The 13087-nt window shown below is 66.3% G+C and carries 11 protein-coding genes; 2 read left to right on the top strand and 9 right to left on the bottom strand.

What is annotated here, in order from left to right; translation table 11 throughout:
* Window positions 1-103: 103 nt before the first annotated feature.
* Both HZZ16_RS14885 and HZZ16_RS14880 read right to left on the bottom strand, forming a co-directional pair.
* A complete protein-coding gene (locus tag HZZ16_RS14885) occupies window positions 104-1765 on the bottom strand; it encodes an ATP-dependent DNA ligase (protein ID WP_197949183.1) in 1662 nt (553 codons plus the stop codon).
* The gene (locus HZZ16_RS14880) at window positions 1762-2799 is read right to left on the bottom strand and encodes a ligase-associated DNA damage response exonuclease (protein ID WP_197949182.1); all 1038 of its coding nucleotides are present in this window, start codon (window positions 2797-2799) and stop codon (window positions 1762-1764) included. The genes HZZ16_RS14885 and HZZ16_RS14880 overlap by 4 nt, the downstream gene beginning before the upstream one ends.
* Before the next feature lie 133 nt (window positions 2800-2932).
* Between HZZ16_RS14880 and HZZ16_RS14875 the strand changes: the two genes are divergently transcribed.
* Together HZZ16_RS14875 and HZZ16_RS14870 are read left to right on the top strand one after the other, a co-directional pair.
* Window positions 2933-3859 (top strand): class I SAM-dependent DNA methyltransferase, encoded by a 927-nt coding sequence (locus tag HZZ16_RS14875; RefSeq protein WP_197949282.1) that lies wholly within the window; start codon window positions 2933-2935, stop codon window positions 3857-3859.
* Window positions 3860-3974: 115 nt separating this feature from the next.
* Window positions 3975-5204, top strand: coding sequence for an ABC transporter substrate-binding protein (locus HZZ16_RS14870; protein ID WP_197949181.1), 1230 nt, complete (start codon window positions 3975-3977; stop codon window positions 5202-5204).
* Window positions 5205-5457: 253 nt separating this feature from the next.
* On the opposite strand, the gene HZZ16_RS14865 is transcribed toward HZZ16_RS14870, so the two are convergent.
* From HZZ16_RS14865 to xylB, 7 genes are all read right to left on the bottom strand, one after another.
* Entirely contained in the window at window positions 5458-6300 is an 843-nt protein-coding gene (locus tag HZZ16_RS14865; protein ID WP_197949180.1) for an amidohydrolase family protein, read from the bottom strand.
* Between the two features lie 3 nt (window positions 6301-6303).
* Complete coding sequence (locus HZZ16_RS14860) at window positions 6304-7281, bottom strand: aldo/keto reductase (protein WP_197949179.1); 978 nt, start codon at window positions 7279-7281, stop codon at window positions 6304-6306.
* A gap of 103 nt (window positions 7282-7384) precedes the next feature.
* Complete coding sequence (locus tag HZZ16_RS14855) at window positions 7385-8317, bottom strand: sugar-binding protein (protein ID WP_197949178.1); 933 nt, start codon at window positions 8315-8317, stop codon at window positions 7385-7387.
* Between the two features lie 93 nt (window positions 8318-8410).
* A complete protein-coding gene (locus HZZ16_RS14850; RefSeq protein ID WP_197949177.1) occupies window positions 8411-9481 on the bottom strand; it encodes an ABC transporter permease in 1071 nt (356 codons plus the stop codon).
* Window positions 9481-10239: an ATP-binding cassette domain-containing protein gene (locus tag HZZ16_RS14845; RefSeq protein WP_197949176.1), complete on the bottom strand. Its 759-nt coding sequence runs from the start codon at window positions 10237-10239 to the stop codon at window positions 9481-9483. Before HZZ16_RS14845 ends, HZZ16_RS14850 begins: the two co-directional genes overlap by 1 nt.
* A 13-nt stretch (window positions 10240-10252) precedes the next feature.
* Window positions 10253-11575 carry a xylose isomerase gene (gene xylA / locus HZZ16_RS14840; RefSeq protein WP_197949175.1) on the bottom strand — a complete coding sequence of 441 codons (1323 nt, stop codon included), beginning with the start codon at window positions 11573-11575 and terminating at the stop codon, window positions 10253-10255.
* Window positions 11576-13027 (bottom strand): xylulokinase, encoded by a 1452-nt coding sequence (xylB, locus tag HZZ16_RS14835; protein WP_197949174.1) that lies wholly within the window; start codon window positions 13025-13027, stop codon window positions 11576-11578. It lies immediately after the preceding gene.
* Window positions 13028-13087: the final 60 nt, after the last annotated feature.

Raw genomic sequence — 13087 nt, 5'->3', positions numbered from 1 at the left:
CTTTCTCCTCTAGGGGAGTGTCCCAATGCGGAGACAGCCCTCTCCCCAACCCTCTCCCGCAAGCGGGCGAGGGGGCGCACTGTCTTCTTGGCGGTATCGAGCCTCAGACATCGATCTCCGCCGGCTCGGCCTTCAGCATCTTCTCCAGCGTTTCCAGCCTGTCGGCCTCCCGCGGCGGCTTGTCCCAGCGCAGGCGGCTGATGCGGGGGAAACGCATGGCGACGCCGGATTTATGCCTGGGCGAGCGCTGCAATCCCTCGAAAGCGACCTCCAGCACCAGCCCCTTGTCGCCCTCGTGCACGACGTGACGCACGGGGCCGAATTTTTCCGTGGTGTTGCGGCGGACGAAGCGGTCGATTTGCAAGAGCTCCTCGTCGGTGAAGCCGAAATAGGCTTTTCCGACCGGCACCAGCTCCTCGCCGTTCTCGGTCTCGGTCCAGACGCCAAAGGTGTAGTCGGAATAGTAGGACGAACGCTTGCCGTGGCCGCGCTGCGCATACATCAGCACGGCATCGATGATGTGCGGGTCGCGCTTCCATTTCCACCATTGCCCCTTCGGCCGCCCCGGCAGATAAGGCGCATCGCGCCGCTTCAGCATGACGCCTTCGACGGCGTCCGCATCCTCGCCCGCGCCGGCGCTGGCGGGATCGGCGCGCGCGGCGGTGAGTGCCTCCCAGCTGTCGAAGGGAACGGTGGGCGAGAGATCGATGCGGGGATCGTCGAGCTTTGCGATGAATCGCTCCAGCCGCTCGCGCCGCTCGGCAAAAGGCAGCTCGCGCAGATCATTCTCGTCGTCGCCAAGCAGATCGTAGGCGCGCAGGTGAATCGGAAACTCCTTGATCAGCTTCGGCGAGACGACCTTGCGATTGAGGCGCTGCTGCAGGACGTTGAAGCTCTGCACGCGGCCATCGCGTAGGATCAAGAGCTCGCCGTCGATGGCGCCCGGCAGGCGCAGCGACGGCACGAGATCCGGAAAGCTCCCCGTGATGTCCTCGCCGGTGCGCGAATAGAGCCGCGCAGTCATATGGCCGCGCTCGTCGCGGCCGGCGACCGCCTGAACGCGGATGCCGTCCCATTTCCATTCGGCGATGTAGTCGGCGGGGTCGAGCCCGGCGAAATCGCCGTCCTCGATGGCATGCGCCAGCATCACGGGGCGGAACGGCGCGGGATCGCGGTTGACGGGCTTGTCGCCGCGGCCTTCCAGCCAGGCGAACAGGTCGAGATAGGGCGGGATGAGCCCCGGCCAGATCAGTTCGATCTCGTGCGGGTCCTTGTCGCCGAGCGCGGCAGCCGCAGTCTTTGCAAGACGCGCGGAGATGCCGATCCGCAAGCTCCCGGTGACGAGCTTCAGCAGCGCCCAGCGGCCGGTCTCATCGAGCTCGTCGAGCCAGCGCTCGAGCTGCTTGGGCAGCTCGGTCTTGCCGAGCGTGCGCAGCGTGGTGACGACTTCGGTGAGGCTCGGTGGCGGTGGGTTGTTGTGGGCGGCGAGCGCGGCCTTCGGCCACATCAGCGCCACCGTCTCGGAGAGATCGCCGACATAATCGTAGCTCAGCCCGAACAGCACCTCATCCGTGCGTGCCGCGATGAGATCGCGGATCAGCGCGGGCTTGGCGTGCTTGAAACTGAGTGCGCCGGTCAGCGCGGCGAGCGCGTAGCCGCGGTCGGGATCGCCGACCTCGCGAAAATAGCCGGTGAGCAGCCGCAGCTTGTTGTTGCGGCCGGGCTCATAGGCGAGGCGATCGAGCAGCTCGGCGAAGCGGTTCATGCTTCGGCCTCGCCCTGAATCGGCGTCTCGCTCTCGTCCTCGTCGCCATAGCCGACGAGGTCGAGCGGCTGCGCCTTCAGGCCCTTGCTCCAGCACCAATGCACCAGCGCATCCTCCTGGCCGTGGGTGACCCAGATCTCGCCGGCGCCGGTCGCCGCGATGGTTGCAGTGAGGCCGTCCCAGTCGGCGTGATCGGAGATCACCAGCGGCAGCTCGACGCCGCGCTGCCGTGCCCGGGCGCGCACGCGCATCCAGCCCGAGGCGAAGGCGGTGACCGGATCGGGAAAGCGCCGCGTCCAGAGATCGGAGGTGGCCGATGGCGGCGCCAGCGTGATGGTGCCGGCGAGCGCCGCCTTCTTCATGCCCTTCACCGGTTTGAGCTCGCCGAGGTCGATCCCGCGGCTCTGATAGTAATGCGTGATCGTCTCCATCGCACCATGCAGGTAGACCGGCGCATCATAGCCGGCCTGGCGCAGCAGCTTGATCACGCGCTGCGCCTTGCCGAGCGAGTAGGCACCGACGAGATGCGCGCGCTCCGGAAACAGCGCGACGGAAGCGAGCAGCTTCTTGACCTCGTCGCTCGCATCGCCATGTCGGAACACCGGCAGGCCGAACGTCGCCTCGGTGATGAAGACGTCACAGGGCACCAGCTCGAACGGCGTGCAGGTCGGGTCGGGCGCGTCCTTGTAGTCGCCGGAGGCGACGATGCAGGTGTCCTTGCACGAGACGGCGATCTGCGCCGATCCCAGCACGTGGCCGGCCGGGTGAAACTTGACCTTGACGTCGCCGAGCCGGATCTCCTCGCCATAGCGAATGGCCTGGGTCGAGCCGGCAAAGTTCTCGCCGTAACGCAGGCGCATCATGTCCAGCGTTTCCTGCGTCGCCAGCACGGCGCCATGGCCCGCACGGGCATGGTCGGAATGGCCGTGGGTGATCACGGCCCGCTCCACGGGACGGACGGGGTCAATATGGAAGCCGCCGGGCTTGCAGCACAGGCCGGCAGCATTTGGCAGCAGGATGTCTTGCGGGCGCATGGTGGTGATATAGGAAGTTGGCGCCTCAAATTAAGCTGTCATGCGCGGGCTTGACCCGCGCATCCATCCTCTTAGAAGGTTGCTTTTTTGATGGATTGCCGGGTCAAGCCCGGCAATGACAATCGGTTCCTCAATGCCGCTCCGCCTGTTCCTGACCTCCGGCGATCTCATGGCCGACCGCCGTTTCGAGTTCGCACGCGATCTCCAGCTCAAGGGCGACCTGCCCGCCGCCGCGGACCTTCTGGAGCAGGCGATCGAGCTCGCACCTGATTTCACCTCGGCCTGGTTCACGCTCGGCGAGATCCGTCAGCAGCTCGGCGAGCGCGACAAGGCCATTATGGCCTTTCGTGAAGCGCGGCGCTGCGACCCCGAGGACCAGCACGGCGCCGGCCTGCACCTGATGCGGCTCGGCGATGCCGAGATGGCGGAGATGCCCAAGGCCTACGTGCAGGCCTTGTTCGATCAATACGCGCCGCGCTTCGAGCACGCGCTGATCAACGATCTCGGCTATCGCGCCCCTGCGCTGATCTTCAAGGCGGTGCTGGCCGCGCGGGTCGCCGCCAAGAAGCCCGCCTACTTCAAGCACACCATCGATCTCGGCTGCGGCACCGGGCTCGCGGCGGCGGCTTTCGCCAAGCAGGTCGACCGTTTCACCGGCATCGATCTGTCGCCCGGCATGATCAAGGAGGCACGGGCGACGAACCTCTATGCCGAGCTCGAAGTCGCCGACATGATCGAGGGCCTGCGCGGCAAGCCAGATGCCAGCGCGAACCTCGTCGTGGCCGCCGATGCGTTCGTCTATCTCTCCGATCTCGCACCGGTGCTGAGCGAATCGAGACGCGTGCTTGTGTCAGGAGGCGTGCTCGCCTTCACCCTGGAGACGCATGACGGCAACGGCATCGTGCTCGGCGAGGGCCTGCGCTATGCCCATTCCGCGGAATATGTGCGCGGCGCCATCGCGAAGGCGGGGATGAAGCTGCTGACGCTGGAGCCGGCCTCGCCGCGCAACGAGAACAACGAGCCGGTGCGTGGCCTCGTCGTCGTCGCCGAGAAAACTTGAGTCTAGGCGCTAACGCCTGGCGATTTGAGCGTCATTGCGTCGCAAAGCTGCGACTTCCCACTTGCGAGCCGAGCTGCGATGTCAGCACAATGCGCGCATCAGGGAGAAAACAACAATGACCAAGAATCCATCGCGGCGCGATTTCAGCGCCGGCGCACTCGCCACCATCGCAGCATCGACATTGCCCGCGCCCTACGTCTGGGCCGCGGAGAAGAAGTACGATGCGGGCGCCAGCGACACCGAGATCAAGATCGGTCAGACCGTGCCGCATTCCGGCCCCGGCTCGCTCTACGGCGTGCTCGGCCGCGTCGGCGAAGCCTATTTCCAGATGCTGAACGAGAAGGGCGGCATCAACGGGCGCAAGATCAAGTTCCTCACCATGGACGACGCCTACAGCGCGCCGAAATGCGTCGAGGCGACGCGGCGCCTGGTCGAGCAGGAGGAAGTTCTCGCGCTGTACGGCTCGCTCGGCACCGCGCCGCAAACCGCCGTGCACAAATACCTGAACTCCAAGGGCGTGCCGCAGCTTCTGCTCAACACCGGCGCGTCGAAGTGGAATAATCCGAAAGAGTTCAAATGGACGATGGCGGGCCTGCCGCTCTATCCGACCGAGGCGCGCATCCTGGCGCGGCACGTCGTCAGTGTGAAGCCGAACGCCAAGATCGGCATCCTCTACCAGAACGACGATTTCGGTCGCGACTTCCTTGCGCCCTTCAAGAAAGTGCTGGCGGATGCCGGCGGCACCGCGCAGGTGATCATGGAGCAGACCTACGATCTCACCGAGCCCACCGTCGATTCCCAGCTCGTCAATCTCTCGAAGTCGGGGGCCGACGTCTTCTACAATATCTCCACCGGCAAGGCCTCGTCGCAGTCGATCCGGAAAGTGGCCGAGCTCGGCTGGAAGCCGCTGCAGCTTCTTTCCGCCGGCTCCACCGGCCGCTCGATCCTCAATGCCGCGGGCCTCGAGAACGCCACCGGCATCGTCGCGATCCGCTACAACAAGGAGGTCGGCCTGCCGAAATGGGAGACGGACCCGGATGTGATGGCGTTCGAGGAGCTGCGCAAGAAGTACACGCCGGCGATCGATCCCGACAACACCATCGCCTTCGCCGGCTACGGCCAGGCCGCGACCATGGCCGAGATCCTGCGCCGCTGCGGCGACAACCTCACCCGCGCCAACGTGCTGAAGCAGGCATCGAACCTCCAAGGTTTCCACTCGCCCTACTTCCTCGACGGCGTTACCTACAGCTACACGCCCGAGGACTACACGCCGATGAAGACGCTGTTCATCTCCACCTTCACCGGGAAAGATTGGGACATCTCCGACAAGCCGATGTCGGAGTAGGCTCGGGACGAGAGGCGCGCCGCCGCTTCTTCCCTTCTCCCCTTGTGGGAGAAGGTGGCGCGAAGCGCCGGATGAGGGGTTGCTTCAGCAAACTCACATGTGAAATGTGACTCGCGGAGAAAGACCCCTCACCCGTCTCGCCGCTCCGCCATAGCCGATGCAAAGCATCGGCGTTCTTAAGAACGGCGGCCAGAGGCCGCCTATGCCACCCTCTCCCACAAGGGGAGAGGGTAAGAGCACGCATCCACTGCAATTAACCAAGCCGATACGCCTGCGCTGCATTCACGCCGAACGCCTTGTCCCGCGCACGCGGGCCGAGCCTCGCCAGGCAGGCCTCCAGCGCGCTCTTGATCTCGCCGTAGCTGCCGGCGAGCAGGCATACAGGCCAGTCCGATCCGAAGATCAGCCGGTCCTCGCCGAAACACTTTGCGGCATGCTCCACGAACGGAAACAGCCGTTCCGCATCCCAGTCGTTCCAGACCGCCTCGGTCGCCAATCCCGAGATCTTGCACCAGACATTGCCGCAGGCAGCCAGCGCTGCGATGCGCTCGGCCCATTCTGCGCTCCCGCCGGCCGCAATCGGCGGCTTGGCGGCGTGATCGAGCACGAAACGCGCGTGCGGAAAGGCCTGCGCGGTTGCGATCGCGGCAGGCAGCTCGCGGGTGCGGACAAGGAAATCGTAAGCGAGATCGTGGGCGAACACCGCCGCAAGTCCGCGCTGGACGTCCTCGCGCAGCAGCCAATCCGCATCCAGCTCGTCGTGGACCTGGTGGCGGATGCCGACCAGCTTGGCACCGCCAGGCAGAGCGCGCAGCCGGCCCAGCGTTTCCTCGAGCGCAGCATCGGTCAGATCGGCCCAGCCGACCACGCCGATAACTGAGGGCGTCGCAGCCGCGATACGCAAGAACTCCTCGGTCTCCTGCAGCGCCGAGCGGCATTGCACCAGGATGCTGGCGTCGATGCCGTTCGCCAGTAGCAGCGGCGCGAGGTCGGCCGGGCCGAAGGCACGGCGGATCGGCGCCAGCTCGTCCGCCTGCATCCAGGGATAATCGGCGTGCGCCGGATCCCAGAAATGCTGATGGGCATCGACGATCATGTCCTACGCTCCGCCGGGAAGAGGCGCGCGCGCATCGACGACCTTTCGTGTCCGCAGTTCCTGCCAGAATGCCGGCGGCACCGCCTTCTCGGACATCGCGATGTTGTCAGCGACCTCGGCAGCATTGCGCGCGCCCATCACGACGACCGTCACCGCCGGATGGGCCATGCAGAATTGCAGCGCGGCGGCTTTCAGCTCGGTGCCGTGCCTGCGGCAGAGTTCGTCGAGCTCCAGCGCACGTGCCACGAGCGCAGCATCAGCATCCTGATAGTTGAATTTCGCGCTCGTCCTCGGATTGGCCAGGATGCCGCTGTTGTAGATGCCGCCGAGCAGGATGCCGATTTTGCTTGCCTGGCAGAGCGGAAACAGCGCATCCAGCGCGCCCTGGTCGAGCAGCGTGTAACGGCCGGCGAGCAGGAAGCAGTCGACCGGCAGGGCTTGCGCGAAGCGAGCCAGCATCTCGGACTGGTTCATGCCGGCGCCGATCGCCTTGACAGTGCCCTCCTCGCGCAGGCGCTGGAGCGCGCGGAAGGCGCCGCTGACGGCATCTTCGTAATGATCGTCGGGATCGTGCACGAGCAGGATGTCGACGCGGTCGAGGCCGAGGCGCTGCAGGCTCTCCTCCACCGACCGCATCACGCCGTCATAGCTGAAGTCGAACACCGGCCGCTCGCGCGGCGTGCCCTTGTAGTGCTCGTCCTCCGGGGCAGCACCATCAGGTGCGCGAAGCAGGCGGCCGACCTTGGTCGAGATGACGTAGGAGTCGCGCCGCTGTTGCCGCAGAAAGGCGCCCAACCGCCGCTCCGCGAGGCCGAAGCCGTAGAGCGGGGCGGTGTCGAAGAACCGGACGCCGAGCGACCAGGCGCGTTCGATCGTCGCTTGCGCATCGGCATCGCTGACGGGCGAGAACAATCCGCCAAGCGGGGCGGAACCGAGGCCGATCGAGGTGACATCGAGGGCGCCGAGCCGCGATCTTTTCATTCCATTGCCTTCGAGCAGTCGTCTTCCATTCCGAATCATGTCTCCCGCTTGCGGAAACCGCAAGCGGGAGAGGCATGCAGGAGCGCGGGGCTGGGCAGCGCTCCTACTTCAACATCTGCGCGACGTTGTCCTTGGTGACGAGATCGAGGCCGGTGTAGACGATCTCCGGCACCTTCTCGCCCTTCTTGATGGCGAGCAGCGTGTCCATCGCCTTCTCACCCATCTCGAACGGACGCTGCCCGACCAGCGCATTGGCATAGCCGTCACGCAGCAGCTCGAGCTGCATCTTCAGCGTATCGGCGACGACCAGCGTGAACTTGCCGGAATCGATGTCCTTCTTGTTCTTGCTGGCGAAGGCCTTGAAGCCTTCGGGCGCGAACATCGGCCAACCGCCGATCGGCACGATGGCGGCGAGATCCGGCGTTGCGGTGCGCATGTCGGTCATCTGCTGGACCGCGAGCGCGGGATCGTCGTTGCAGAAGCTCGGCGAGCCCGCGACCTCCGTCCATTTCGAGCCCTTCAGCGCCTCGCGCACGCCGTCGACCCGCTCGGCGAGGTTCTTGGCGCCGGGGCCTCCGGAAACCATCGCGTATTTGCCGCCGTCGGGCCGCAATTTCAGCAATTCCTTGCCGAGCGCGAGACCGAACTCCTTGTTGTTGGTGCCGATATAGGCAATGCGCTTGGAGCCCGGCGCGTCGGCATCGAAGGTGATGACGGGAATGCCGGCCGCGGTCGCCGCCTCGATCGACTTGGTCATGGCCGCGACGTCCGCGACCGAGATGGCGAGACCATCGACCTTCTGCGTGATGAAGTCCTGAATGATCTGGGCCTGGGTCGCCGGCTCATGCTCGACCGGCCCCTTGTAGATGCATTCGATGTTGCCGAGCTCCTTGGCGCGCTTCAGGCAACCGTCGCGCGCAAAGTCGAAGAACGGATTGTTCATCGCCTTCGGCACGATGACGAAGCGGTAGTTCGCAGCGAATGCCGGCGTCGCCATCATCGCAACCGCGATACCGGCTAGAAGCAGTTTCCTCATTGTCTCCTCCACTCTTGTTGGTGCCTATCCCCTCGAAAGCCCCCGGGAAGCGGATAGGCGGCGTTTTCCTTGCCTTCCCGAGATGTCTTCAGTTCAGGTCATCCGCGAGCGGACGCGGTCGACCAGCACAGCCAGAATGATGATCACGCCGACCAGCGCCTGCTGCCAGTACGAGCTGACCTGGGCCAGCACGAGCCCGTTGCGGATCACCTCCAAAAGCACGCAGCCGACGATGGCCCCGAGCGGACCGCCGATGCCGCCGGCGAGATTGGCACCGCCGATCACGGCCGCCGCGATCACGTTGAGCTCGTAGGAGGTCGCCATGTTGGCCGGCGCCGATCCGAGCCAGCCGGAGATGATGATGCCCTGCAGGCCCGCGGCGAGCGCGCAGATCACGTAGACCTCGATCTTCACCCGCACCACCGGAATGCCGGTGAGCTCGGCCGCCTTCTCGTTACCGCCGAGCGCGAAGACGTGGCGGCCGAACGAGGTGTGGTGCAGCACCACCGCCATCGTCAGCGCCAGGATCACGAGATAGATGAACGGCGCCGGCACGCCGAGCACGTCACCGGAGGTGAGCGCATAGAAATAATCGGCGTCCGGCCCGCCGGGGAAGCTGCCGCGTCCGTTGGAGACGACATAGCCGAGCCCGCGCACGATCGAGAGCATGCCGAGCGTGGTGACGAAGGGCGACAGGCCGAGCACGGCGATGCAGAAGCCATTGAAGAGGCCGGCAATCAGCGCGACGCCGAGGCCGGCGAGGATCGAGATAAGCAGGATCAGCCCCGGAACATTGGCGAGCACCGTCTTGCCGTCGGCGGCCATGTGCACCAGCGGCGAGCCGGGCGCCGACAGCTCGGTCATCACCATCGAGGTGATCATGGCGGAGAAGCACATCATCGAGCCGACCGACAGGTCGATGCCGCCGGTGATGATCACGAAGGTGACGCCGAGCGTTGCGATGGCGATGAAGGAAAAGTTCTTCGCCACGTTCTGCATGTTACCCTGGCTGAAGAAGTACGGGCTGGCGAAATGCATGATCACCAGCAGCACCGCCAGCGCGAGCAGGACGTAGCCGGTCTGCGAGGCGAAGATGCCGCGCTGCCACCATCTGATCTTGCCGACATTGGTGAAGCTGATCGGGGATTCCATGGGCATAGCCATCACGCCGCCTCCTTCGCACCGGTGATGAGGGCGGTGACCTCCTCGGGGGAGGTCTGGTGAATCGGCTTGTCGGCGCGCTTCTCGCCGCGCCGCATGACGACGACGCGGTCGCAGACGGCGAACACGTCGGGCATGCGGTGCGAGATCAGCATCACGGCCACGCCCTGCTCCTTCAGCCGGTGAATCAGGCCGAGCACCTGCTCGACCTGGCGCACCGAGATCGCGGCGGTCGGCTCGTCCATCATGACGAGCCGTGCATTGGAAAGCCGGGTGCGCGCGATCGCGACCGCCTGGCGCTGGCCGCCCGACATCTGCTTGACGAGATCGTCGGGGCGCGTCTCCGAGCGCAGCTCGCCGAACAGCTCGAGCGCACGCGCGGCCATCGCCTTGTGGTCGAGCAGGGCGATGGGGCCGAACCTGCGCTTCAGCTCGCGGCCAAGAAAGACGTTGGCGGCGGCCGAGAGGTTGTCGGCCAGCGCGAGGTCCTGGTAGACGACCTCGATGCCGACGGCGCGGGCATCGACCGGCCGGTAGAAATGCACTGCGCTGCCGGCAAAGCGCATCTCGCCATGCGTGGGGCGGAAATTGCCGGCGATGATCTTGACCAGCGTCGACTTGCCGGCGCCGTTGTCGCCCATCAGGCCGACCACCTCGCCAGGCCAGACCTGCATGTCGACGTCGTGCAGCGCGCGGATCGCGCCGAACTCCTTGCCGATGCCGGTGAGCTCGAGCACCGGTGTCGCGTCAGCCTTCGTCATCAACGGTGTTTCCTCAGACATAGCGGTTGACCAGGGATTCCAGATATTCCTGCCGGCCCGAGCGCGGCTGCGGGTCGAAGCCGGGAGACATCGCGCGGTCGGCGAGATCGGCGAGCGAACGCTGGCCGGCGAGAATGGCGCGGCCCTCTGGCCCGGCCCAGCCCTCGTAGCGTTTTGCGAGCGGCGCACTCAGCGTGCCGGCGTCGAGCATGTCGGCGGCGGCGAGGAAGGCCCGCGCACAGGCATCCATCGAGCCGACATGGGCATGGATGAGATCATCGGGATCGATCGACTGGCGGCGGATCTTGGCATCGAAATTGAGCCCGCCAGTGGTGAAGCCGCCGCGGTTCAGGATTTCGTGGAACACCAGCGCCAGCTCCGGCACGTTCATCGCGAACTGGTCGGTGTCCCAGCCGAGCAGATCGTCGCCGCGATTGACGTCGAGCGAGCCGAACACGCCGAGCGCCTCGGCCAGCGCCACCTCGTGATGGAAGGAATGGCCGGCGAGGATGGCGTGGTTCTGCTCGATGTTGAGCTTGACGTCCTTGAGCAGGTCGTAGCGCTCGAGGAAGCCGTAGCAGGTGGCGACGTCGAAATCATATTGATGCTTGGTCGGCTCCTTCGGCTTCGGCTCGATCAGGAGCGGGCCCTTGAAGCCAATTTTGTGCTTGTGCTCGACGACCAGCGAGACGAAGCGGCCGAGCTGATCGAGCTCGCGCTTGAGATCGGTGTTGAGCAGCGTCTCGTAGCCCTCGCGTCCGCCCCACAGCACGTAGTTCTGCCCGCCGAGCCGGTGCGTCACCTCCAGCGCAGCGCGGACCTGGCCGGCGGCATAGGTGAAGATGTCGGGGTCCGGGTTGGTGGCCGCGCCCGCCATGTAGCGGCGGTGCGTGAACAGGTTCGCAGTGCCCCAGAGCAGGCGAACCTTGCTCGATGCCATCTTCTGCTCGAACAGATCGGCGATGGCGTTGAGGTTGGCGACGGACTCGGCGAGCGAGCTACCTTCCGGCGCCGCATCGACGTCGTGGAAGGTGAAGAAGGGAACGTCCAAGAGGCGGAACAGCTCGAAGGCGACGTCGGCCTTGGCGCGCGCCATTGCCATCGCATCGGTGCCGTGATGCCAAGGCCGCAGGAAGGTCTCGCCGCCGAAAGGATCGCCGCCCGGCCAGCAGAACGAATGCCAATAGCAGACGGCAAAGCGCAAGTGATCCTCGAGCCGGCGGCCATGCACCAGGCGGTCCTTGTCGTACCAGCGGAAGGCGGGCGCGCCTTCGGCCTCCTTGCCGCCGAAGGCGACGGGTGCACTTGCATCGAAGAATTTGGCTGGCGCGTTCACTTAAGACTCCTTCAATGCGGGATAGAGCGCGCGCCATCGCCGATAGGCCTCGTCATAGGCCGCAGCGGCGGACGGGCGGGGTGTGAAGCTCGCGAGCCGCCGCGGGCGCGTGCAGACGTCCGCGGGGTTCTCGCCTGTTACGGCGAGCCGGCCGAGCCGCGCTGCGCCGAGCGCGGCGCCCACCTCGCCCTCCTCGACGCGGTGGACGGGCATGCCGAGCACGTCGGCGCAGATCTGCGCCCACAGCAGCGAGCGCGAGCCGCCGCCGACGAGATCGACCTCGGCGATCGGCCCGCCGGCTGTGCTCAGCGCCGCCAGATTGTCGCGCGCGGCAAAGGCGACGCCTTCGAGCACCGCCTGCACGATCTGGGAGCGGCCGGTCGCGCCGCGCAGGCCGACGAAGGCGCCGCTGGCGGCGGCATCGTTGTGCGGCGTGCGCTCGCCGTCGAGATAAGGCAGGAACTGGATCGGGCTTGGTGCATCGACGCGCTCGCCCAGCGGCGCCAGGAGCGCTGCGGCCGGCGTCTCCATCACGCCAGCGAGCCAGGCAAGCGAGGCCGCGGCCGACAGCATCACGCCCATCTGATGCCAGAGGCCGGGAAGCGCGTGGCAGAAGGCATGCACGGCCGAAGCCGGCGCCGGAGCGAAGCGATCGGTGACGCGGAACAGGACGCCCGACGTTCCCAGCGACAGGAAGGCATCGCTAGGTGCGATGGCGCCGAGCCCGATCGCGCTGGCCGCATTGTCGCCGGCCCCGCCCGCGACCACGACATTTTTCGCCATGCCCCAGCGCTGCCCGTATTCAGGCGCAAGCACCGCACTCACCGCACTGCCCTCGACGAGACGCGGCATGTGGTGCAGATCGAGCCCGGTGGCATGCAGCAGCAGCGCGGACCAGCGGCGCAGGCCGACGTCGAGCCACAGCGTGCCTGATGCGTCCGACATGTCCTCGACCATCTCCCCGGTGAGGCGATAGCGGACATAGGCCTTCGGAAGCAGCACCTTTGCCACGCGGTCGAAGATCTTCGGCTCGTGCCGTGCCACCCAGAGCAGCTTCGGCGCGGTGAAGCCCGGCATCGCGAGATTGCCGGCGATCGCGTGCAGCGAGGGGCAGCGCCGCTCCAGCGCCGCGCATTCGGCCTGCGAGCGGCCGTCGTTCCAGAGGATGGCCGGACGCAGCGGGCGGCCGTCCTCGCCAAGCAGCGTCGCGCCGTGCATCTGACCCGACAGGCCGATGCCCCGGACCTGCGCGACCTCCCGGGCATGGCGCGCGGCGAGATCATCGACGGCACCGACGGCCGCATCGACCCAGGCGTCGGGATCCTGCTCGGACCACAGCGGCGCCGGGTGCGACAGCGCAAGCTCGCGCGCCGCCGTCGCGGTCACCGCGCCGGCTTCGCTCACGAGCACCGCTTTCACACCGGACGTGCCGATGTCGATCCCGAGATACATTCGTCCTCCCTTTCGCCTGAGACGGTGAGCGATCTTGCGTCGCTTTTCCCCGCAGGCCTC

This window comes from Bradyrhizobium glycinis (assembly GCF_016031655.1).
GTDB classification, from domain to species: domain Bacteria; phylum Pseudomonadota; class Alphaproteobacteria; order Rhizobiales; family Xanthobacteraceae; genus Bradyrhizobium; species Bradyrhizobium glycinis.
The sequence above is the reverse complement of the archived record's forward strand: the minus strand, read 5'-3'. Positions and strand labels throughout refer to the sequence as shown.